At 71.2% G+C, this 21,534-nt stretch carries 27 protein-coding genes and 1 tRNA gene; 14 read left to right on the forward strand and 14 right to left on the reverse strand.

Annotated elements, in window-relative coordinates:
- Nucleotides 1-88 precede the first annotated feature (88 nt).
- The 3 genes from proS (at nt 89) to CK500_RS07600 (ending at nt 4,229) form a co-directional block, all read left to right on the forward strand.
- Nucleotides 89-1,564: a proline--tRNA ligase gene (gene proS, locus CK500_RS07590; RefSeq protein WP_095636632.1), complete on the forward strand. Its 1,476-nt coding sequence runs from the start codon at nt 89-91 to the stop codon at nt 1,562-1,564.
- Between the two features lie 104 nt (nt 1,565-1,668).
- Nucleotides 1,669-2,766, forward strand: a complete 1,098-nt coding sequence (locus CK500_RS07595) for a hypothetical protein (protein ID WP_095636633.1) — start codon at nt 1,669-1,671, stop codon at nt 2,764-2,766.
- A gap of 170 nt (nt 2,767-2,936) precedes the next feature.
- A complete protein-coding gene (locus tag CK500_RS07600; RefSeq protein WP_095636634.1) occupies nt 2,937-4,229 on the forward strand; it encodes a helix-turn-helix transcriptional regulator in 1,293 nt (430 codons plus the stop codon).
- A 12-nt stretch (nt 4,230-4,241) separates the two neighbouring features.
- Here CK500_RS07600 and CK500_RS16830 read toward each other — a convergent pair whose 3' ends face one another.
- The 6 genes from CK500_RS16830 to CK500_RS07625 form a co-directional block, all read right to left on the reverse strand.
- The gene (locus tag CK500_RS16830) at nt 4,242-4,373 is read right to left on the reverse strand and encodes a rubrerythrin-like domain-containing protein (RefSeq protein WP_144049533.1); all 132 of its coding nucleotides are present in this window, start codon (nt 4,371-4,373) and stop codon (nt 4,242-4,244) included.
- A 226-nt stretch (nt 4,374-4,599) separates the two neighbouring features.
- Nucleotides 4,600-5,844: an adenosylhomocysteinase gene (locus tag CK500_RS07605; protein ID WP_095636635.1), complete on the reverse strand. Its 1,245-nt coding sequence runs from the start codon at nt 5,842-5,844 to the stop codon at nt 4,600-4,602.
- A 48-nt stretch (nt 5,845-5,892) separates the two neighbouring features.
- Nucleotides 5,893-6,915: a carbohydrate kinase family protein gene (locus CK500_RS07610; RefSeq protein WP_095636636.1), complete on the reverse strand. Its 1,023-nt coding sequence runs from the start codon at nt 6,913-6,915 to the stop codon at nt 5,893-5,895.
- A gap of 196 nt (nt 6,916-7,111) precedes the next feature.
- Nucleotides 7,112-7,184, reverse strand: a tRNA-Thr gene (locus tag CK500_RS07615).
- Nucleotides 7,185-7,756: 572 nt separating this feature from the next.
- Complete coding sequence (locus CK500_RS07620; protein WP_095636637.1) at nt 7,757-8,746, reverse strand: class I SAM-dependent methyltransferase; 990 nt, start codon at nt 8,744-8,746, stop codon at nt 7,757-7,759.
- An 87-nt stretch (nt 8,747-8,833) separates the two neighbouring features.
- Entirely contained in the window at nt 8,834-9,112 is a 279-nt protein-coding gene (locus CK500_RS07625) for a ribonuclease P protein component 4 (protein WP_095636638.1), read from the reverse strand.
- A gap of 145 nt (nt 9,113-9,257) precedes the next feature.
- Here CK500_RS07625 and CK500_RS07630 point away from each other — a divergent pair, with 145 nt between their 5' ends.
- The 5 genes from CK500_RS07630 to CK500_RS07650 all read left to right on the forward strand — a co-directional run bounded on the left by CK500_RS07630 (nt 9,258) and on the right by CK500_RS07650 (nt 12,400).
- Nucleotides 9,258-9,452, forward strand: a complete 195-nt coding sequence (locus CK500_RS07630) for a methytransferase partner Trm112 (RefSeq protein ID WP_198951525.1) — start codon at nt 9,258-9,260, stop codon at nt 9,450-9,452.
- Between the two features lie 91 nt (nt 9,453-9,543).
- A complete protein-coding gene (locus CK500_RS07635) occupies nt 9,544-10,125 on the forward strand; it encodes a DUF7524 family protein (protein WP_095636639.1) in 582 nt (193 codons plus the stop codon).
- 89 nt (nt 10,126-10,214) lie between these two features.
- On the forward strand, nt 10,215-10,403 hold the full coding sequence (locus CK500_RS07640; protein WP_095636640.1) for a DUF1918 domain-containing protein: 189 nt from the start codon (nt 10,215-10,217) through the stop codon (nt 10,401-10,403).
- A 21-nt stretch (nt 10,404-10,424) separates the two neighbouring features.
- Nucleotides 10,425-10,868, forward strand: coding sequence for an RNA-binding protein (locus tag CK500_RS07645; protein ID WP_095636641.1), 444 nt, complete (start codon nt 10,425-10,427; stop codon nt 10,866-10,868).
- Between the two features lie 77 nt (nt 10,869-10,945).
- Nucleotides 10,946-12,400, forward strand: coding sequence for an FAD-dependent oxidoreductase (locus CK500_RS07650; RefSeq protein ID WP_095636642.1), 1,455 nt, complete (start codon nt 10,946-10,948; stop codon nt 12,398-12,400).
- Nucleotides 12,401-12,409: 9 nt separating this feature from the next.
- On the opposite strand, the gene CK500_RS07655 is transcribed toward CK500_RS07650, so the two are convergent.
- The 4 genes from CK500_RS07655 to CK500_RS07670 all read right to left on the reverse strand — a co-directional run bounded on the left by CK500_RS07655 (nt 12,410) and on the right by CK500_RS07670 (nt 15,252).
- Nucleotides 12,410-12,925 (reverse strand): hypothetical protein, encoded by a 516-nt coding sequence (locus tag CK500_RS07655; protein WP_095636643.1) that lies wholly within the window; start codon nt 12,923-12,925, stop codon nt 12,410-12,412.
- Entirely contained in the window at nt 12,922-13,416 is a 495-nt protein-coding gene (locus tag CK500_RS07660) for a phosphopantetheine adenylyltransferase (RefSeq protein ID WP_095636644.1), read from the reverse strand. Before CK500_RS07660 ends, CK500_RS07655 begins: the two co-directional genes overlap by 4 nt.
- A 58-nt stretch (nt 13,417-13,474) precedes the next feature.
- Nucleotides 13,475-14,089, reverse strand: a complete 615-nt coding sequence (locus CK500_RS07665) for a winged helix-turn-helix domain-containing protein (protein ID WP_095636645.1) — start codon at nt 14,087-14,089, stop codon at nt 13,475-13,477.
- Between the two features lie 83 nt (nt 14,090-14,172).
- A complete protein-coding gene (locus CK500_RS07670; RefSeq protein WP_095636646.1) occupies nt 14,173-15,252 on the reverse strand; it encodes a glutamate--cysteine ligase in 1,080 nt (359 codons plus the stop codon).
- 140 nt (nt 15,253-15,392) lie between these two features.
- On the opposite strand from CK500_RS07670, the gene CK500_RS07675 reads away from it, so the two are divergent.
- Nucleotides 15,393-15,638: a hypothetical protein gene (locus tag CK500_RS07675; protein ID WP_095636647.1), complete on the forward strand. Its 246-nt coding sequence runs from the start codon at nt 15,393-15,395 to the stop codon at nt 15,636-15,638.
- Between the two features lie 78 nt (nt 15,639-15,716).
- Here CK500_RS07675 and CK500_RS07680 read toward each other — a convergent pair whose 3' ends face one another.
- Together CK500_RS07680 and nth are read right to left on the reverse strand one after the other, a co-directional pair.
- The gene (locus tag CK500_RS07680; protein ID WP_095636648.1) at nt 15,717-16,271 is read right to left on the reverse strand and encodes a DoxX family protein; all 555 of its coding nucleotides are present in this window, start codon (nt 16,269-16,271) and stop codon (nt 15,717-15,719) included.
- 179 nt (nt 16,272-16,450) lie between these two features.
- The gene (nth, locus tag CK500_RS07685; RefSeq protein WP_095636649.1) at nt 16,451-17,134 is read right to left on the reverse strand and encodes an endonuclease III; all 684 of its coding nucleotides are present in this window, start codon (nt 17,132-17,134) and stop codon (nt 16,451-16,453) included.
- Nucleotides 17,135-17,246: 112 nt separating this feature from the next.
- Here nth and CK500_RS07690 point away from each other — a divergent pair, with 112 nt between their 5' ends.
- The 5 genes from CK500_RS07690 to CK500_RS07710 all read left to right on the forward strand — a co-directional run bounded on the left by CK500_RS07690 (nt 17,247) and on the right by CK500_RS07710 (nt 20,368).
- A complete protein-coding gene (locus CK500_RS07690) occupies nt 17,247-17,612 on the forward strand; it encodes a hypothetical protein (RefSeq protein ID WP_095636650.1) in 366 nt (121 codons plus the stop codon).
- Nucleotides 17,613-17,684: 72 nt separating this feature from the next.
- Entirely contained in the window at nt 17,685-18,683 is a 999-nt protein-coding gene (locus tag CK500_RS07695) for a VOC family protein (RefSeq protein ID WP_095636651.1), read from the forward strand.
- Entirely contained in the window at nt 18,680-19,405 is a 726-nt protein-coding gene (locus CK500_RS07700) for an alpha/beta hydrolase (RefSeq protein WP_095636652.1), read from the forward strand. Before CK500_RS07695 ends, CK500_RS07700 begins: the two co-directional genes overlap by 4 nt.
- A gap of 84 nt (nt 19,406-19,489) precedes the next feature.
- Nucleotides 19,490-20,032 (forward strand): DUF2249 domain-containing protein, encoded by a 543-nt coding sequence (locus CK500_RS07705; RefSeq protein WP_095636653.1) that lies wholly within the window; start codon nt 19,490-19,492, stop codon nt 20,030-20,032.
- 60 nt (nt 20,033-20,092) lie between these two features.
- Nucleotides 20,093-20,368, forward strand: coding sequence for a transcriptional regulator (locus CK500_RS07710; protein ID WP_095636654.1), 276 nt, complete (start codon nt 20,093-20,095; stop codon nt 20,366-20,368).
- A gap of 27 nt (nt 20,369-20,395) precedes the next feature.
- On the opposite strand, the gene CK500_RS07715 is transcribed toward CK500_RS07710, so the two are convergent.
- Both CK500_RS07715 and CK500_RS07720 read right to left on the reverse strand, forming a co-directional pair.
- Nucleotides 20,396-21,073 (reverse strand): type 1 glutamine amidotransferase domain-containing protein, encoded by a 678-nt coding sequence (locus CK500_RS07715; protein ID WP_095636655.1) that lies wholly within the window; start codon nt 21,071-21,073, stop codon nt 20,396-20,398.
- 119 nt (nt 21,074-21,192) lie between these two features.
- The gene (locus CK500_RS07720; protein ID WP_095636656.1) at nt 21,193-21,477 is read right to left on the reverse strand and encodes a DUF357 domain-containing protein; all 285 of its coding nucleotides are present in this window, start codon (nt 21,475-21,477) and stop codon (nt 21,193-21,195) included.
- Nucleotides 21,478-21,534: the final 57 nt, after the last annotated feature.

Below are 21,534 nucleotides of genomic sequence, written 5' to 3' on the forward strand. Positions count from 1 at the left end.
AAACGAGCGCGGGGTCGGTCGGGGCGGCGTCCGACCGACTCGCACGGCTTCGGACGTTTTAAGCCCGCGACCAACCCTTCACTGGACAATGAGCGACGACGACCAGGAGCTCGGCATCACCGAGTCCAAGTCACACAACACCGGCGAGTGGTACGCCGAGGTCGTACAGAAGGCGGGGCTGGCGGACTACGGTCCCGAGGGGATGAGCGGGTTCATCGTCACCCGCCCCCGCGCGTACGCGGTATGGGAGCGGCTGCAGGGGTTCCTCGACGCGAAGTTCAAGGACACCGGCGTCCAGAACGCCTACTTCCCCCTCTTCATCCCCGAGTCGTACCTCGAACGCGAGAAGGACATCGTCGAGGGGTTCGACCCCGAGGTCGCGTGGGTGACCGAGGCGGGCAACAAGGAGCTCGAAGAGCGGCTCGCGGTCCGGCCCACCTCCGAGTCGATCATCACGCCGTACATCAGCCAGTGGGTCCGGAGCCACCGCGACCTCCCGCTGCGCGTGAACCAGTGGTGCTCGGTCGTGCGCTGGGAGGCGACGGAGACGAAGCCGTTCTTCCGCACCAAGGAGTTCCTCTGGCAGGAGGGCCACACCGCCCACGCCACCGCCGAGGGCGCGTGGGAGGAGACGATGACGCGGCTCGACCAGTACGCCTCCGTCTACGAGGACCTGCTCGCGATGCCCGTGCTGAAGGGACAGAAGCCCGACCACGACAAGTTCCCGGGCGCGGAGACGACCACGACCGTCGAGGCGCTGATGCCCGACGGCAAGTCGGTGCAGGCGGGCACCTCCCACCATCTCGGCCAGTCGTTCGCCGAGGCGTTCGACATCACGTTCTCCGACGAGGACGAGGAGGAGCGGCTCGCGCACACCACCTCGTGGGGCCTCTCGTGGCGCGCGCTCGGCGCGCTGATCATGACCCACTCCGACGAGCAGGGGCTCGTGCTCCCGCCCGGCGTCGCCCCCGAGCAGGTCGTCGTCGTCCCCATCTGGCAGGAGGACACGAAAGACGAGGTGCTCGAGTACGCCGAGGGCGTCGTCGACGATCTCGACGACGCGGGGATCCGCGTCGAGCTCGACGACCGCGACGAGCGCAACCCCGGGTTCAAGTTCAACGAACACGAGCTCAACGGCGTCCCCGTCCGGATCGAGATCGGTCCTCACGAGGTCGAGGACGGTGAGCTCACCCTCGTCCACCGGCCCGACGGCGAGAGCGTCGTCGAGGACCGCGACGGCGTCGCGGAGACGGTCCGCGACCACTTCGACGAGGTGTACGCGAAGCTGTACGCCGATGCGGAGGAGACCCTCGACGGCGAGGTCCGCGAGGCCGACGACCGCGCCGACATCCTCGGCACGCTCGGCCAGCACGGCGGCTACGTGAAGGCCCCGTGGTGCGGCGACGAGGAGTGCGAGGAGCCGATCAAGGAGCCGATGGCCGCCGAGATCGTGATGGTCCCGTTCGACGACGAGGACCCCCTCGCCGACGGGGACCACGACGAGAGCTGCGCGATCTGCGACGACGACGCCGAGCGGACCGCGTACTTCGCGAAGTCGTACTGAGCGTTCGCTTATTCTTCGCCCCGACGCCGTCCCGCGTTTAATCCGGCTTGATCCGGTTTAACGGAGATCGGTGTATATAGGGATAGGTCGCGTACCGTCAGGTGATGAACCGAGGGATCGCACTCGTCGTCGTCGCGGTGGTGCTGGTCGGCGTCGCCGGGATCGCCGCGGCCGGCCCCGTCGGGACGGCCGTCGCGCAGGAGGACCCGACCGCGACGAACGAGACGGACGAGGGCAACGAGACGGCGAACGGAACCGACATCAGCCCCGGCGAGCGCCTCTCAGGCGTGATCGGGGTCCAACGGGCGGAGATATCCGGTGAGGTCGAGTCACGCTCGTTCGAGGTCGCGCTTAACCGCACGGAGACGCCCGAGGAGCGTGCCGACGTGGTCGCCGAGCGACTGAACGGGACCGAGGAACGGCTGGCCGCGATCGAGCGGCGGCAGCGGGAGCTCCGCGAGCGCCGCGACGCCGGCGAGCTGACTCGGGGCGAGTTCGCCGCGCGCATGGCCGAGACGAGCGCCCGGGCCGAGACGGTCAAGCGCGAGGCGAACCGAAGCGCCGACGTCGCCCGCGAACTCCCGGCGGCCGCGAGGGAGAGCCGCGGGCTCGACGAGGGTCGCCTCACCGAGCTCCGCGAGCGGGCGGGCGAGGCGAGCGGCCCCGAGGTCGCGGCCATCGCCCGCGGCGTCGCGGGCAACGACGTGGGCGGGCCCCTGGCGGCCGATCGCCGCGGGCCGCCGGACGGCGCGCGTCCCGGGGACGGTCCGGGGCGCGGTGACGGAGCGGACGCCGGTGGTGGATCGGACGCCGGCGACGGGCCGGGATCAGACGGCACGCCGGGCGCGGGCGACGGACCGCCGGACCGCGGTAACGAGACGGACCGGGCGGGTAACGCGACGAACGCGACCGGCGACTCGTCGAACGCGGTCGGCACCCCGATAGACGACGAAAACGGCGCGAACGCGAGCGACGGCGCCGACCGCGGGCCCGGAGCCGGCGGCGGCAACGCGACGCCTCCGGACGACGACCCGTCTCCGCCCGTCGACGGCGGCGCCGGTGACGGATCGGACGCGGCCCCCGGTGGCGGACCCGGCAATGACGCGGCGAACGCCGTCGGCGCGCTGGCGGAGCGTCTCGCCGGACCGCTGACGGCCGGGAGCGACCTCGTTCGGCGGGTCTTCGGCGGTATCGATGGATAGGACGAAGTCGGCACGATCGCGCTACGGGACGACCGCGAGCGGCCGGAACGGCGCTCGGGTGCTGGCGGCCAGGGGGTTGAGGACGGCCGGTCCGCCTCGGGGTCCGAGCGCGGCCCGTCCCCCCTCGTGAGATGGGAAGCGATTTACCGCAGCCTCGTAACAGTCCGTCCGTGCAGCGAAGGGTACTCCTTCTGGTCGTCGTCGCCGCGGTCGCCAGCGTCGGCCTCGCGTCGATCGGTGCCGCGCAGAGCGGTGGCGGTGTTCCGCCCGGCGGCTTCGACCAGATGGACGTCGAACCGGACGACGTCCTGATCGAGGTCTCCGTCGACGCCAAGGGCGACGCGGTCTGGGAGACGCAGTACCGCGTCCGCCTCGCGAACGACGACGAGGAGCAGGCGTTCGAGGACCTCCGCGCGGACGTGGAGTCGGACCCGGACGCGTACACGTCCCGGTTCGGCGAACGCATGCGCGCGACGGCCGACGCCGCCGAGAACGCGACGGGCCGCGAGATGACCGTCACGAACGTCACGGTGACCGCCGAGCGGCGGGAGCTCCCGCAGTCGTACGGCGTCCTCACCTACCGGTTCGAGTGGCGCAACTTCGCGGCCGTCGACGGCGACCGGCTCGTCGTCGGGGACGCGATCGACGCGCTGTTCCTCGACGACGCATCGGCGCTCATCGTCTCGTGGGGCGACGGCTACCGGCTCGGTGACGCGTCCCCGTCGCCGACCGAGACCCGCGACAGCGCGGTCGTCTGGCAGGGGCCGGTCGACTTCACCGAGGGCGAGCCGCGCGTGACGATCGAGCCGGAGGGGCGCTCCGCCGGGCCGCTCCTGTTCGTCGCGCTCGGACTGCTCGTGGCAGTCGTCGCGGTGGTCGGCTACCGCCGCCGGCCGTGGGACCGTTCGGGCGCCGGCCGGCGCTCGGAGGAACCGGCCGCGACCGGAGACGGGTCGGCGGCCGACACCGGCGACGCGGCGGCCTCGGAGGGGGCGGCGACCGCGTCCTCAGCGGCGGCCGCGGCCAGCGCGGACGACGGGGACGACGGTGCCGCCGGCTCCGACGACGCCTCCGAGAGCGACGCGGACGAGACCGAAGACGGCGGTGACGGCGGTGACGCCGGCGACGCCGGCGACGCCGAGGAGGGTCCCGACTCGGCGCCGCCGATCGACGACGACCTGTTGAGCAACGAAGAGCAGGTGCTCCGGCTGATCGAGGCCAACGGCGGCCGCATGAAACAGAAGCAGGTCGCCGAGGAGCTCGACTGGACCGCCGCCAAGACGAGCCAGGTCGTGACGGGGCTCCGCGACGAGGATGACCTCGACGGGTTCCGGCTCGGCCGCGAGAACGTCCTCTCGCTGCCGGACTACGACGCGACGACGGACAGCGGCGAGACGGGCGACGGCGATTCGGGGGAGACGGGCGACAGCGACGGGACGGGCAAGGACGACGACGGGGCCTGAGCCCCGCGCTCGCTACAGGTCCCTCGACCGCCCGAGGTGTCGGAGTTCGCCGCCGCACTCGCAGGTGCCGCCCGACTCGGCGCGCGCGCCGCATTCAAAACACTCGTACAGTTCTTGCGCGTCGGTCTCCGTTTCTGGGCGCATATACTGTGAAACGTTAGCAAGAGTGATAGCTACAGCCCTAATATTCTTTACAGTGTATTATCGAGTCTCCGGCGTCCCGTGAACGAACGATCGGTTCGAGGGGGTGGGAGGGACATTGGGGATCGATGGGGGGTCGGGGAGCGAGAGCCTCCCGGCGATCGCTCCGCTCGCGCGGTTCCAGTCGCTGCCGTGCGGTCACCGATCCCGTTCCCGTCCGACGCCGGAGCTACACGATGTCGTCGCGCCGCCACGCGTCGCGGTACCGCTGCTGCAGGTCGGTGAGGGAATCGATCTCCACGCCGAGCGCGTCGAGTTTCAGCCGCGCGATGTCCTTGTCGAGCCGCTCGGGGAGCTGGTGGACACCCGGATCGCGCTCGGCGCCGACCACCAGTTCGCGGGCCGCGAGGAACATCGCTCCGAACGTCGAGTCCATCACCGCGGCGGGGTGTCCCTGACTGTACGGTCCGGTCAGGTTCACCAGCTTCCCCTCGGCCAGCACGTCGATCTCCCGGCCGTCCGGCAGCGTGTACCGAGTGATCCCCTCCTCGAGCTCCGCGACCTCGGCCGCCGTCTCCGCGAGCTCCGGGACGGCGATCTCGACGTCGCGGTGGCCGACGTTACACAGGGTCGCCCCGTCGCGCAGCCGCTCGAAGTGTCGCCCGCGGAGCACGCGGCAGTTCCCCGTCGCGGTGACGAACAGCTCGCCGACCTCGGCGGCCTCGTCCATCGGCAGCACGCGGTGGCCGTCCATGTGGGCCCTGATCGCCTTCCGCGGGTCGACCTCCGTGACGACCGTGTCGGCCCCGATCGCGCGCGCCTTCGTGGCGACGCCCCGGCCCACGTACCCGTACCCCGCGACGACGACCGTGCGACCGGAGAGGATCGTGTTGGTCGAGATCATCACGTTCGTCAGCGCGCTCTCGCCGGTCCCGTGGACGTTGTCGAACCAGTGTTTCATCGGCGTGTGGTTGACCGCGAACACGGGGACATCGAGGACGCCGTCGGCCGCCATCGCCCGCGCCCGCGACACGCCCGAGGTCGTCTGTTCGGTACACCCGATCACCCCGTCGGTAGATAGCTCCGGCTCGGCGTACAGCTTGGCGAGCAGCTCCGCGCCGTCGGTCGCGAGCACGTCCGGCCCTCGGTCCAGCAGCTCGACGTGGGCCCGGTCGAGGTCGGCCACGCTCATCCCCGGCTCGGCGAACGCGGTGATCCCCGGCTCCGCGTCGAGGTGAGCGACGACGTCGCCGTGGACGCTCCCGGGGTCGTTCGCCGTACAGAGGACCTCCGCCCCGGCGTCGCGCAGGGTTTCGATGAAGATCCCCGTCTTCGGTTCGAGGTGCGACGAGACCGCAACCGTCGTCCCCTCGAACGGCAGGTCCTCCGCGCCCGCCTCGGCCAGCGTCCGGAGGACGGGCGTCCGGTCGCGGAGGCGGGCCAGCGGGTCCTCGGCGTGGTGGCGCTCGACCATACGGTGATCCCCGACCGCCCGCGTAAATAGCTCCGGGCGACCCGGACCTCACCGATCGCCGCGCCGCGCGAGCAGCGACCGCACGTCCCGCCGCGTCGCCGTCTCCCCCCGTTCGACGAAGTGCGTCGCGCACGCGTTGCCGAGCGCGAGGCACTCACCCCACGGGAGGCCCGCCGCCAGCCCGGTCGCGAGCGCGCCGTCGAACCGGTCGCCCGCGCCCGTGCGCCGGGTCACGCGCTCGGCGTCGAAGTTCTCGACCGTCGTCATCTCGCCGGTCGCGGCCGCGGCGCGGCGCTCGTCGTGGAGGACCACCGCGTCGACCCCGAGCACCTCCCGGAGTTCCGGCTCCCGACCCACGCCCGTCGCGTCGACGCCGACGGCGTCCGCGAGGCGGTCGAGCTCCCCGTCGTTCGCCGACAGGACGACCTCGCACCCGTCGGCGAGCGCGCCGAGCGCCCGGCAGAGCGCCCGGAGCGGCTCGTCGGCGGACGCGGTGACGTCGCCCGGGTCGAAGACGACCGTCGCCTTCCCGAGATCGACCTCGGCGAGGGCTCGGAGGGCGTCCGTCATCCCGGCGACCCCGACCCAGTTCTGCAGCACGACCACCTCGTCGGAGAGCCACTCGTCGGGGGGTTCGGAGACCGCCGCGAAGAGGTCCTCGACGCGCCACTCGCGGATGTCGTCGGACTCGACGGAGAGCATCAGGTCCCGCTCGTCGAACGAGAGGACGTGGACCGTCGCCGGGGACCCCATCGAGACCGTCGGGAAGGGGAACCCGTCGAGGGCGGGATCGTCGAGGTGGCCGTACAGCGTGACGCGGGGCCCGAGGGCCGACACCTGTCGCGCCGCGTTCACCGCCTGTCCGCCCGGTCGGACGGCTTCGGGCGTCAGCTGTAGCGACCTGACCCCGTCGGCCGAGATCAGATCGACGAACGCGGAGCGCGTCGCGATTCGCTCGCCCGTGGCGTCCCTGACGCCGTAGTACCGGTCGACGCTCCCGTCCGGGAGTGCGATCACGTCGCGGTAGTCGAGCGTCCCGTCGAGCCGGGAGCGAAGGGTGTCGTACTGCATCGGTCGTCTGGACCCACGAGGCTCCGTGGCCGTAAATCCGGGTCACGGATCGGCCGCAATCGGCATCGCGGCTCTCCGCGTCGCGAAGTTCGACAGCAGAGCCGGAGGAGGCGATTGTGAACCACGGTCGTTCCGCTTCGTTCCCTGGTTCAAATCCCTCCCGCAGCTCTTCGACTCGACGGTGTTACCTCAGAAGAGCCGGAGGAGGGATTTGAACCCTCGACCTATTCCTTACGAAGGAATCGCTCTGCCAGCTGAGCTACTCCGGCGCGCATCTTACCATTCCCGAACGGAAAAATAAGGGTTCCGAAACGGCGACGCCGCGGGCCGCGAGATCACGCGACATCGGCGGGTCCGTTCCCTCGATCGTCGTCTTTCGATTGTGCGGGTCTGTTTCGAAATATATCTAAGATCGTCTGGATCGATGTGTAGTCTGAGCGATCGTCACAGGAATATAAGGAAAAAGCATATATAGGTGCTCGAACTTCGATTGAGATGTGATCGCACCGATCGTGTGCCATGATGGCGGGGATCGACTCCCCCGACGGTGCCTGCCCGGTCGGAGCCCGTACCGGGCGTCGCTCGTCTCGCCGGTCGCGACCCCCACCGCGACCCGGCGCGGCTGTCACCCCTATCAGCGATCCGATACGGCCGGCGTGTGACCCACGTCTCCGACGTGCCAAGCGCGAAATCGCCTCTGGCCCCGACGGTCTCGCGGCCGTGGACTCTTGTCATGTGACGGGCCCGCGCCGTCCCGGCCCGCCGGCGTTCTCCGGGCGGGACGGCACTCACGCTGTCCGACGATTCTCGGCGAAAAGCGTCGCGACCGCCCGAAGCGACCTCACTCCCGCGAGAGCCGAACGTCCAGGCAGACGTTGTACTCGTGTGGCGCGTACGACCGGACGACGCGCTCGGTCTCGACGGTCACGTCGTACGCGTCGCCGGCGGCCGCGCGGATCGCCCGGGTTCCCGGACCGAACGGGTCGTCCTCGTGTTGGATGTCGTAGTAGTGGATCGTGCAGTCGTCGCCCGCCAGCCGGACGGCGGTGTCGAGGAACTCGCCGGCGGAGTGCGGGAGGTTCATCACGAGCCGGTCGGCGGTCCCGGCGTGTTCGTCGGCGATCTCCCGCACGTCGCCGGCGATGGCGGTCACGCGGTCGGCGACCCCGTTGCGCTCGGCGTTCTCCCGGAGGTACTCGACCGCGCGCTCGTTGAGGTCGCAGGCGACCACGTCGGCGCCGCGGGACGCCAATGGGACGGCGTAGGGTCCGACGCCGGCGAACATGTCGATCGCGGTCTCTCCGGACTCGACCTGCTCGACCACGCGGTGGCGCTCGGTGGCGAGCCGCGGGGAGAAGTACACCTCGGCCACGTCCAACAGGAACTCGTGGCCGTACTCGCGGTGGACCGTCTCGGTGCCGTTCCCCGCCAGCACGTCCCAGCGCCGGACGCGCAGCTCGCCCTCGATCGGGGACGCGCGGTTGAGCACCGTCTCGCAGGGCACGTCGGAGGCCATCACCGCCTCGGCGATCTCGCGGGCGCGCTCGTCGTCGTCCTCGTCGACGATGACGATGTCGCCGAGCCGCTCCAGCGAGGGCTCGTAGCCGAGGATCGCGGCGGGGGTCAGCGGGCGGTCGCGCTCGGCGGCGTCGCGCTCGACGATCGCCGCCGCGAGGTCGTCGGGGACCGCCTCGGGGGCCACGACCGGGATGTAGATCGTGTCGCCGTCGACCGCGATCTCGTGGTCGCCGTCGAGGGCGTCGGCGTCGGCGAGCCGCTTCCGGACCGCCTCGCCGCGCTCGCGCTCGACCGCGACGCAGGGGACGCTCATTGTCGCGAGAACGCGGGGCGAGCCATAAACGCTGACGCTTCGGCGGTGCGAGCCCCGGGCGGGCACCGAGCGGGGACCGCGGCGACCTCAGTCGAACGGGTACCGCGCGGTCGACCCGCACTCGCGGCAGCGGACGACCACCCGTCCGGGGCGGAGCCGGACGCGGCTCGTCTTCCCGGGGCGGAGGTAGACGCCGCAGTCGTCGCAGGTCTTCCGGGAGAACTCGGCGGGGACGCCACAGCGGTTCCGCTCCGCGATCCGGCGCGCGAGCGCGACGTACTCCCGCGCGCGGTCGTACTCGTCGTCGACGACGGCCTCGCGGGCGAGCGCGAACAGCCGGTCGATCCGTTCCGACGGGATCCCCATACCACGCCGGGGGTGACGGACCGGCAAAGTCGTTGTCATCGAGGGTGGCGCACGGATCGCCGTCCGGAGCGGCTCGCGGGAGTCGCGGGCGCTCCGCGTCCGCCAACCCGCACGCTTTTTTAGCGGTCCGCGCGAACGACGCGCCATGAAGGAATCCCTGATGGACGTCGTCTGCTGTCCGCTCGACAAGGCCGACCTGGACCTCGACGTCGACGAGCGGGACGACGAGGAGATCCTCGCGGGGACGCTCACGTGTACCGAGTGCGGCGAGACCTACCCGATCGAGGACGGCATCCCGAACCTCCTCCCGCCGGACATGCGCGAGGAGGCGACGGCGTAGGATCCGACGGCGACCGTCTCGGTCGCCCCCGTATCCGTCGCCCCCGTATCCGTACTGCATCTTTTTTTAGTGTGAGTGCGTCGACCCCAACGTGTCGACACTTTCCGTCGAACTGAACGGGGACGCAGTTCACTCGATCCGGGCGCCCGCCCGGTTCGAGACGACCGGTCCGTTCGCGGTCTCGCTCGAGAACGCGGGCCGTTCCACGCACGTCCACCTGCACTTCGACGACGATCTGGACCGGGTCGCGTCGGTCGACGAGACGAACCACTTCGTCGACGACGAGTCCACGAGACACGTTCACGTCTCCGTCGGCGACGTGGCGGAACCGGTCCGCGGAAAGCTGAAGATCGTCACCGGCTACGGCTCCGAGACGCAGTACGTCGATCTCCGGATCGAGCCGCGCGAGGACACCGGTCCCGACGAGGTCGCCGTCGACGAGGCGCTCGCGAAGCCGCCGGAGCGTCCGCCGGAGCTCCCGCCGTCCCAGCGCGCGGCGAACGCGGTCGACCGGCTGATCGAGCGCGGCGGCGTGCCCGGAGCGATCGCCGCGTTCCTCGCGCTCGCCGCCGGGGTCTCCGTCGCGCTCGCGCTCGACAGCGCGGTCGTCACGGCCGCCGTCGTCGCCGTCCTGGCGGTGTCGCTCGGGGCGGCGCTCCTGGCGGTGTGGTGAGAGCGTCGGGGGGAGGGCGGCGGCGTCGCTCCCGCCGTCGATCGCCGCGAATCCGGGCGCTTTTAAGCGTGCCAGCGGAAGGTGGGCGCATGAGCTTCGAGAAGGAAGACGAGGTCGTGCTCCACGACAAGCACAGCGAGTACGACGGCGAGACGGGCACGATCACGCAGGTGATGGAGACGATGTTCGGCGACGCGACCTACACGGTCAGCTTCGAGGAGGGCCAGGAGACCGGCGTCCCCGAGGACGCCCTCGACGCCGTCGAGAGCGAGGAGTAACCGACCCTTCTCCCGACCCGCATGGCCAAAGTCCCCTTCCACTACGTCGACCTCCGGGCGTTCGCGTACGCCACCGAGGACGAGAAGCGGGTCGCAGACGCCCTCCGGACGTTCCTCCCCGAGGACGCCGATCTGGACCGCGTCGAGAACGTCGGCCACCACGGCGACCGGATTGTCGTGCTCTCGGCCCGGATCGAGAACGCCGACGGAATGCGCCACGTCCTCGACCGGCTCTCCGGGCTCGACGAGGTCGACCGCGTGATCGACGAGCTCGACCAGCGGGTCGACGACAACTGCGCGCTGTTCCTCCGCGTGGACAAGCAGGCGGCGTTCCACGGCGAGGTCCGGCTCGGCCCCGGGATCACCGTCCGCGCGAAGGTCGAGGCGTACCCCGCGAAGAAGGAGGCCGCCGTCGAGAACGCCAGAGAGACGCTCTCGCGGCTGCGCGACGGCGGCGAGGCGTAGCCGGCCGGCCTTCCGTCGACGCACACGCGTCGCACCCCCGGCGTGGCTTTTTACCGGTTCCCGCCGTCGACCCGCCCATGAGCGACCCGTTCGTCGTCGTCGGTGCGGACGCGGCCGGACTGAGCGCGGCCAGCAAGTTCCGCCGCGAGGCCCCAGACCGCGAGGTCGTCGTCTTCGAGAAGGGACGTTGGATCTCGTACGCCTTCTGCGGGATGCCGTACTTCGTCGAGGGGCGCGTCGAGCGCATGTCGGACCTCCTCTCGCTGTCGCCGAGCGAGGTCGCCGAGCGCGGGATCGACCTCCGACGCGGACACGAGGTCGTCGGCGTCAATCCGGATGCAAAGACCGTCGCCGTCGAGACCGCCGCGGGCGACTCGGTCGAGCAGTCCTACGACGACCTGCTCGTCGCCACGGGCGGCCGCGCCTCGACCGGCCCCTTCGACGTGCGCGGCCTCGACGGCGCGTTCACGCTCCACGACATGGACGCCGCGGCCGCGATCGACGCGTACGTCGCCGAGCCGGACGCCTACGACCCCGACCGCGCCGACGTGAGCGCGGTCGACCGCGAGCGCGTCGAGCGCAACGCCGCGATGCCGGCCCCAGAGACGGCCGCGATCGTCGGCGGGGGCTACGTCGGCGTCGAGATGGCCGAGGCGCTCAGAGGGCGCGGCCTCGACGTGCACCTGTTCCACCGCTCCGGGCATCTCCTCCCGGACTTCGGCGAGGCCGTCGGCGAGCGCGTGGCGGACGAACTGGAGGCGGAGGGCGTGACGGTCCGCACGAACGCCCCCGTCGAGGGGCTGGTCGGCGACGACCGTATCGAGGGGATCGCGTTCGACGCCGCCGCCGGAGGTGGAGCCGGCTCCGAGACGCTTCCCGTCGATCTCGCGGTCGTCGGCGTCGGGATCCGACCGAACACCGAGCTCCTCGACGGGACCGGCGTCGAGACGGGCGAGGGCGGCGCGATCCGCACGGACGAGTACGGCCGGACGAGCCTCCCGGACGTGTACGCCGCGGGCGACTGCGCGACCGCGACCCACGCGGTCACCGGCGAGGAGGCGTGGATGCCGCTCGGGCTCACCGCCAACCGGGCGGGGCGGGCGATCGGCGCCACGGTCGCCGGCGACCCCTCTCCCGTGGGCGAGATCGCGGGCACCGCGGCCGTGAAGGCGTTCGACATGGAGGCCGCTCGGGTCGGACTGATCGACGAGGAAGCGGCCAGAGAGGCCGGATTCGACCCGGTCCGCGAGACGGTGACCGCCGGCTCCCGGTCCGGCTATTACCCCGGCGCGGCCGAGACCGACGTGACGCTCGTCGCCGACCGCGACACGGACCGGCTCGTCGGCGGGAGCATCGTCGGCCCCGACCGCGCAGCCGTGCGGATCGACACGCTCGCGACCGCGCTGGAGGCGGACATGACCGTCCCGGAGGTCGAGCGGCTGGACCTCGCGTACGCGCCGCCGTTCTCGCCGGTGTGGGACCCGATCCTCGTCGCGGCGAAGGTGCTCAACGGGACGCTCGACGGGGACTGAGTCGCTCGGCTACTCGGTCGCTTCCGCGCCGGCTCCGTCATCGTTCCCGCCGCCGACGCCGGCGACGACGCGTCCAATCGCGTAGCCGGCGACGCCGACGGCGACCGCCGCGGCGAGGGCGACGCCGAGCGGTTCGGCCACCGCGACGAGGAAGGGGACGGGATCGGAAAGCGGGACCGAGTACGGTTCCGGGCCGGCCGTACGCAGAAGGACCGCCGCGAAGGGACCGTACGCGAGGAGGACCGCCGGGAGCGCGCCCCCGCCGACCGCGGCGAAGGCGACGACGCCGACCGCGGTCAGGACCGCGAGGGCCCCGGCGACGGGAGCCGCGAGGTCCTGCGGAATCCCCGTCGCTCCCAGCGAGGCCGCGGCGTCGACAGCGATCGAGGCGGCGTCGAAGGCGGCGTACGAGACCGCGAAGCCGACCGCGCTCCAGACCGCCGCGCGCTCGAACCCGGTCTCGCCGAGGGCGACGCGAGCGAGGGCGGCGGGGCGCCCGTCGTCGCCGCGGTCTCTCCCCGTCATTCCGGGCGAGTCGCGCCCCGGCCCTCTCGGCTCGGGGTCAGGTTCCCGTGTTCGTCGATTTCGCCGGCGACAATCCGGGTCGAGGAGATGCGCTCGCCGTCCTCGGCCTCCACGTGGTCGACCACGACGAGCTCGAGGGGGTCGTGACCGCGCTCGCGCCGGATCTCGTTGATCCGCCTCCCTCCCCCCTTCGTCTCCGGGGAGACGATCAGCGCGTCGAACTCTGGTTCGACGGCGATGCCGGTCGGGTCGGTCAGCTCGCGGATCTCGTACTCGCGGCCGTGCTCGTCGGCGAGGTCGGACAGCTCGGCCTCGAGGTCGCGCTTTCGGCGGTCGTACGGGCGGACGTACCGCTCGACGTGTCGGGTCTTCGGCGCGAGCTCGTCCGACGTGAGCCCGACGGTCACGTCACCCAGCTCGAACGCCCGTTCGAACAGCTTCCGGTGGCCGTCGTGAACGGGATCGAACGTGCCACCCAGCGCGACGTTCATGCACGACCGTTGCGCGGACGGAACTTAAAACGTCTCGAAGCGGGAGCGCTCCCGCGACCTATCGGTCGTCGGCTTCGTCGTTCCGGTCGCCTTCCCCATCCTCGTCGGCTTCGCCGTCTCGCTCGGCGCCTTCGTTCCCGTCGTCGGTTTCGCTCCCCTCACCCTCCCCGTCCACCGAGATCTGGACCGGCTCCGCGTCGCCGTCGGGGGACTCCCCCCCGAGCCGCCGGTCGAGGTTGAACACGGCGTTGAGCTCCCGCTGCACGTCGCCGACGACGCCCTGTACCAGCTCGCTCGGCGCGATCGCCTCGTACTCGTAAGGATTGTTGCCCGCGCCGCTCGCCTCCCGCTTGTCGCGCTCGACGGTGCCCTCGTCGTGGAGCTCCGCGAGCGCCTCGCGGACCGTGCTCGGGTAGAGCCCGGTGCCGTCGGCGACCTCGTCGCTGGTGCTGTTCGGGTTGTCGCGGAGGTAGACGTAGATCCGCGCGCGGGTCTCCGTGTCGAGCAGCCACGACAGGAGGTCGACGACGTTGTCGTCGAACCCCTTGACGGCCTTGTCCGCGCCCTCGCCGAGGCGTTCCTTCGTCTTCCGGAGCTCCTCGCGGGTCCGCTCGGTGGGCGACTCGTCAGCGGCGTCGTCGTCCGCCCCGTCGACGTGATCGTCGGTAGTCATACCGGAAACTGGGGTCCGCGCGCCCAAAAGGGTTTCTCGTCGTTTCGGTTCCGACGGAACGGGGGTCCAGCGATTCGTCCCGCCTACGGCGACAACACGAGATCCGCACAGAGCGCGTCGAGGCCGTCCTTCTCACGGAGCCGGCGCTGGCGCTGCGTCCCGCTCTCTGCGTCGTACACGTCCCGGATCCCGTCGATTCCGAGGCGGTCGCACTCGTCGGCGACGACCTCGCCGAGCGAGACCGTCCCCTCGCCGTCGCGGGCGATGAAGGAGGCGTCGTGGCCGTGGCGGATCGCCCGCCACTTGTTCTCGTCCAACAGCTCCCGGCGGAGGGTCGGCGGGGACTCGCCGTCCGCGTAGCGCTCGGCGTAGTCGACGACGAGGGCGTGGACGTACTCGACCAGCGCGAGAGTGACCGCCGGGTCGCGCTGGGCGTCGGGCGCGCGCACCTCGACCGTGCCATGGCCGGTGTGGGGGCGCACGTCGAACCAGAGCTCGCCGCGGTCGGAGATGGAGTCCGTCTCCACCATCCGGCGCTCGAAAGCGTTGAAGGCGTCGAAGTCGTCGAACGCCGACGGGACGCCGGTGTTCGGGAGGTTCTCGAAGATCTTCGCGCGGGCCGACGCGAGCCCGGTGTCGAAGCCGTTCCAGAACGGGGAGTTCGCCGAGAGCGCGAGCATGACCGGGCAGTGCCACCGGAGCCGGTTCGCGATCCAGACGGCCTTGTCCGCGTCGTCGACGCCGACGTGGACGTGGAGCCCCGCGGTCGTGTTGCGGTGTTGCGGGTACTGGATCCGGTCTAACTGCGCCCGGTACCGCGGCTTCTCGGCGTGATCGAGCTCGCGCCACTTCGCGGCCGGGTGGAGGCCCGCGGCCGCGATCCGGTAGCCGTCGGCGGCGGCGTGGTCGACGAGCGCCTCCCGCACCGTCGAGAGGGCGTCGGCCGCGTTCGACGGGTCCTCGATCAGCTCGGTCTGCGCCTCGATCGTACACTTGAACAGCTCGTGGTCGAACCCCTCCGGGACCGCCGCCGGGGGGTCGCGGCCGTAGACGAGATCGTCGGTCCCCGAGGTCGGGCGGCCGTCGGCATCGACGATGTAGAACTCCTCTTCGATGCCGAGCGTGCCCATCCGGGCGAACGCGTCCCGCGAACCGAGTTCCATTACCGCTCCGTACCGGCCGCGCGGTCTTATATGGATTGGAACCCGAAACGGAGCGCCGGTGTCGACCTCGGCGAGCCGCGCCGCGGCGACGCCGTCGGCTACTGAGAAAATCTTATCACGTTCAGAGAGAACGGTGACCCATGTCCCCCGTTCCGTTACAGGTCCCCGGCGGTCCCGAACTGCTGATACTCCTCCTGATTCTGCTCGTCGTCTTCGGGCTGGTCGGTCGGTGGGTCTACCGAGACGCGAAGTCCCGCGGGAGCGACTGGGCGTGGCAGTGGGGCGTCGGCGTCGCGCTGCTCTTCCTGGCGGGGCTGGTCCCCGGCCTGCTCGGGATTCTCATCTACGTCACGGTTCGGGGCGACCGCGTCGAACCGGTGTCGTGAGATCGAAAACGAGTCGGCGGCGCGCGTTCACGCGCCCGCTTCTCCCCGACCGATTACCCCGACCGATACCGCCCTCGTTCAGCCGAGGACGTACCGCAGCTTGGGGAACTTCTCGACGAGCGCCTGCCCGCCGACCTCGAACCGCTCGATGTAGGCGTCGAGGCCGAGGACGCGGCCCGCACCGAACGCGGCGACCGTGAGGAACACGATCGCGTACACCAGCGTCGAGTCGAACAGCGCGAGCGCCTCGCCGCTCCACCCGCCGAGGTAGAACAGCGTCATCTGCATCGCGCCGCCGAGCGCCGCCAGCCGGACGAACGCCCCGGCGATGAGCGCCGCGCCGATGAGCAGCTGGGTGACCGGGACGACGACGTTGACGATCTCCATCAGCGCCGGGCTCGACGCCATCGCGGCGTACAGCCCGCTGACCGGGCTCGCGGGATCGACGTTCGCGAGGTACCCCGCGGCGTCGAACGGCCACTCCGAGACCTTCCCGAGGCCGGCGAACAGGATCATCCCGCCGATCGTCGCCCGAAGCAGGACGATGAACAGCGCCGACAGCGAGTGCGCCTTCCCCAGGAGCGTGACGCCGCCGAACTCTCCGCCGAACTCGTTTGTGGTTTTCGTGGACATTGTGTCTCTCCTCACTTACGGATACGACGACCGTATGAATAAACCCGGAAGCGAGTTCCCTCTCGGAGGGAACGGATCGGCGATCTCCCCCGATCGGTTGGGTCTTTAACTAATCGCCCCCGAACACGTTCCTCGGATTCACGGCGACTCGCCGCTCGCCAGCGCCGCGTCGTCCCGGTTCACCACGCCTCGCCGCTCGCCAGGTCCACGTCGCCGTCGCCCTTCTCGGAGGGACACACGTCCGCGAGCACGCAGTCGCCGCAGTCCGGGTTGATCGCGGTACACGTCGCGCGGCCGTGGTCGATCATGAGATGCGTGAACTGCTGCCAGTCCGCCTCGGGGACCACGTCGAGGAGGTCCTGTTCGATCTTCGGCGGGCTCTCCTCCTCCGTGATCGCGAGCCGCCGAGTGAGCCGCTGGACGTGGGTGTCGACGACGATCCCCTCCACCACGTCGTGGCCGTGCTGGAGCACGACGTTGGCGGTCTTGCGGCCGACGCCCGCCAGGTCCGTCAGCTCCGACATCGTGTCGGGCACCTCGCCGTCGTGTTTCTCGGCGATGTCGGCGCAGGCCGACCGGATGTACTTCGCCTTGTTGTTGTAGTAGGTGATCGAGTTGATCGCCTCCGCGAGCTCCTCTTGGGGCGCGTTCGCGTACTCCTCGGGCGTCCGGTACGTCTCGAAGAGGTCGGCGCACACCTTGTTCACGCGCTCGTCCGTACACTGCGCGGAGAGGATCACGGCGATGAGCAGCTCCAGCCGGTTCGAGTAGTTCAGCGAGATGGTCGAATCGGGGTACTCCTCGTAGAGCCGGTCGAGGACCTCCTCGACCTGCTCCTCCCGCGGCTCCAGTGGCGTTCCCATACAGACGCCTCCGCGCGGGCGCCATTGAACGATCCGGAAGCGGTAGGCACCCGTCGCGTGTGCCCGGACCCGAAACCGGCAGATTCACGTCGCCTCCCCGACACGTCGAGGCGTGTCCCGGTCCCGCGATCGACGGCGACGGCGCCCGGCGTACAGCCGGCGCCCGCAGCAGTTCTACTGGCTGTGGATCGCCGCGACGGCGACGTACGGCGTCGGCGACATCGTCTCGACGATCGCCTTCCTGGAGTACGTGCCGACGATTCAGGAGGCGAATCCGATCGTCGCGTTCGCGCTCGAGGCGTTCGGACTCGGCGGGCTGGTCGCCCTGAAGATCGCCGTGTACCTGATCATGCTCTCGATTAGCGTCCACGGCGCCCGCGAGGGCGACGGGCTCCTCTACTACTTCCCGCCGGTCCTCCTGACGGTCGTCGGGACCTACCTCACCGCGAGCAACGTCCGGCTGCTGTTGCTCTCCTGAGACGGTCGCCGGCGGTCCCCTTCCCCCACCGCGACCGACATCGGTTTGCGGCGGCGCGACCCATGTCCGGCCATGCTCTCGGACACCCCGGGTCTCCACCACGTGACGGGGATCGTCGGCGACCCCGGCGCGAACGCCGCGTTCTACGCGGAGACCCTCGGCCTCCGGCTCCTGCGGCGGACGGTCAACTACGAGGACTCGCTCCAGTACCACCTCTACTTCGGCGACGCGACGGGGTCGCCCGGCTCCGTCTTCACCGTCTTCCCGGACCCGCGCGGCGACCCCGGCCGCGCCGGGAAGCCCGGGTACGCCGCCGTCGCCTTCGCGGTCCCGCCTGGATCGCTCGGCTTCTGGCGCGAGCGACTGACCGACCGGGGTATCGCGGTCGAGGAGATCGCCTCGGCCGACCGGTTCGGCGACCGCGCGCTCTCCGTCGCCGACCCCTCCGGCACCCGGGTCGAACTGGTCGAGAGCGACGCCGACGGCGACCCGTGGGTCGATGAGGCCGAAGGGAACGCGAACGCCGACCCGGTCCCCGAGTCGGCCGCGATCCGCGGGTTGTACGGCGTCACCGCGCTCCCCGCGGACCCCTACGGGACGGCGAGCGTCCTCGACACCCTCGGCTTCGAGTACGAGGCGGAGACGGGAGATCGGATCCGGTACCGCGCCTCCGGCGACCGCGCGACCGCCGTCGACCTCCTCGACCGGGACGCGCCGTACCTCCGCGAGGGCCCGGGCGCGCTCCACCACGCCGCCGTGCGCGTCCCCGACCGCGAGGCGTTGCTGGAGTGGCACGACCTGTTCCGCGACCGCGGCTACGACGTGTCGCGGGTGAAGGACCGCCACTTCTTCCACTCGCTGTACGTGCGCGGCCCCGGCGGGCTCCTCGTCGAGCTCGCGACTGAGGCCCCGACGCCCGACGGGCCGCAGACGCCCGGCCTCGCCAACCCCGACGCGACCGGTCACGCGACGGAGCTGTACCTCCCGCCCCGGTTCGAGGACGACCGCGAGCTGATCGAGGGCCAGCTCCCCGCGTTCGAGTTCGGGGACGACCGAACCGGTGTACGATGACCCGGCGGCTCGCGGGCGTCGAGGGCCCGCACGCCGACGCTTCGCTGGAGACCGGGGGCGCCCCGGCCGCGGCCGCGGCGGTCGCGGTCGTGCTCGTCCACGGTCGGGGCGGGACGGCCGAGGGTCTGCTCCGGCTCGCGGACGAGTTCTATCGGCCGGGCGCGGCGCTTTTCGCCCCGCAGGCGGTCCGCTCGAACTGGTTCCCCGCCGGCCACGACGCGCCGGTCGCCGCCAACGAGCCGGCGCTGACCTCGGCGGTCGACTGCGTCGCCGTGACCCTCGACGCCGCCGACGAGATCGGGATTCCGCCTGAGCGCGTCGTCCTCGTCGGCGTCTCGCAGGGCGGCGCCGTGGTGAGCGAGTTCCTCCGGCGTCGCCCGCGGCGGTACGGGGCCGCCTTCGTCGTCTCCGCGGCGCTCCCCGGGGACGACCTGACGGAGCGATCGGTGGCCGACGCGGCGGAAGGGGAGGCGACCGACGCCGGCGACGGCCGGGACCTCGCCGACACGCCGGTCGCGCTCGACAGCAGCGAAGACGACCCGTACGTCCCGGTCGAGCGCGTGCGCGCGACCGCGGCGGCGTTCCGCCGGGGCGGCGCGGCGGTCGACCTCCGGATCGACGAGGGCGACGGCCACGGCCTCTCTGACGCGACGATGGCCCGGATCGGCGACCGGATCGCGGCGCTGCTCGACGGGCGCGGCGACGATCGCGCAGACGGCTAGTGACGGCGGCGCGAAGCCAACGACCCGCATAGCCGAACGTGTTCGCGACACGACCCATCCCCCTCGGGAGGCGAGTGACGATCGATGACCGAACTCGACGTCAGACAGCTCCCGCCGAGCGAGCGGCACGACCGGATCCACGAGGCGTTCGCCGAACTGGACCCCGGCGAGACGCTCACGATCGTCAACGACCACGAGCCGACCCCCCTCTACCACGAGATGGCGGCGGAGGTGCCCGCGTTCGACGCCGACGGCTACGCAGTCGAGCGCGAGGAGGCGTCCCGGTTCGTCGCCGAGTTCCCGAAGGTCGAGCCCGAGTCGGGCGTGACGAAGGTCCGGCTCGCCGACCTCGACGGCGAGCCGCACGCGGCGGCGTTCCCGGGGCGCGAACCGAAGACGGTCCGGCTGTCCCTTGACGCCGGGCAGAGCGTCCCCGAACACACCCACCCGGACCGGACGGTCCTGTTCCACGCGCTGACGGGCGCGTTCGCGGTCCGGCTCGACGGCGAGGAACACGCGGTCGAGGCCGGCGAGATCGTCCGGTTCGACGGCGAGACGGCGGTCGAGCCGACGGCGACCGAGGACGCCACCGCGCTCGTGGTGCTGGCGCCGAAGCCGGACGCGTGACGCGAGGCGGACGATCGACCTCGCCGCCGACGTTTTATAGGTCGTCGTCGAATCCCGCCCATGGAGACGACCCGCCAGCGCATCGCCGACACGCTCCGCGAGGGGCCGGCGACCGCGAGCGACCTCGGGGAGATGCTGTCGCTGCCGACGCCGGTCGTGTACGACCACGTCGAACACGTCTCGCGGTCGGTCGACGGCGACGCGGAGCTGCTCGTCGCGCCCCCCGAGTGCCGCGACTGCGGTTTCGACGGCTTCGACGATCCGATCAACGAGCCCTCGCGGTGCCCGGAGTGCAAGAGCGAACGGATCGAGGAGCCGGCGTTCGTGATCCGCTGACTGCGACGCGGTCTGTTTAAGAGAATTTTACAGCTCGTCCAGCAGCGTCGCCGCCGCGTCGGCCGACGACCCCGGTCCGCGCGCGGTGATCAGGTCGCCGTCGACGGTGACGCTCGTGTCCGCGTCGAGCTCGGCGTCCCAGTCGGCGCCCGCGAGGACGACCTCGTCTTCCACCCAGTACGGGAGCTTCCGGCCGTCCGGCATCACGTCGTTCTCGTCCACGATGTCCTCCTCCCACGCGTTCGGGAAGCCGGTCACGGAGCGCCCCTCGACGAGGGGCGTCCCGTCGGCCTCGCGGGTGAACGCCAGGATGCCGACCGCGTGGCAGACGACGAGCGCGACGCCCGCCTCGCCCGCGACCGCGTCGAGCAGGAGCTGGCGGGCGTGCCGGTCCTGGTTCACGTCCCAGACGGTGCCGTGGCCGCCGGGGAACACGACCGCGTCGTACCCCGCGGCGTCGACGGACGCGACCGGTTCGGGGTCGTTGAGCTTCGGGTGCTCCTCGTCGACCTCGCGGAGCTCCGCGACCCGCTCCTCGCCGCCCGCGGCCTCCGGGTCGAGCGACCGCTCGTCGACGACCGGCGGCGACCCGGACGGGGTCGCGACGGTCACGTCGACGCCCTCGGATTCCAGCGTGGTCAGCGGCTCGATGCACTCCTCGGCCCAGTACCCCTCCTCGCTCACGACGAATAGCGCGTCAGTCATGCGTGTTTCGTCCTTATGGCGCTCAACGGAAAAGGCGCCCGCGCCCGGAAGCGACGAGGGGGGTCGCGAGGTTTATAAGGGACCGAGCCGCGAGGACCGCCGAGCGGGCCTCGCTCCGCTCACGTCGTGAACAGCTCGGTGTCGTCGGGGACGGCGAACAGCCCCATCCGGACGCCGGCGTCGAGCCAGCCGTAGCCGTACGAGTACGACGCGAGCGCGTTGACGGGGTCGCCGTCCTCGCGGAAGTGCCGCCCGTCCTCGAGGTACGACTCGGCCATCTCCAGCACGTCGGCGGCGGCCTCGCCGAGGGGGGTGTCAGCGGGCGGCCGCGGCTCCGCGACCGCCAGCGCGTCGGCGAGCATTTGCTCGTAGCGGTCCGTCTTCTCCTCTAGGTCGGCGGCCATGCGAGCCGTTCCGGAGAGCGGGGCAAAAACCCGTCGGCGAAGCGCAACCTCGATACG

The organism is Halorubrum salipaludis (genome assembly GCF_002286985.1).
In the GTDB taxonomy this organism is placed as follows: domain Archaea; phylum Halobacteriota; class Halobacteria; order Halobacteriales; family Haloferacaceae; genus Halorubrum; species Halorubrum salipaludis.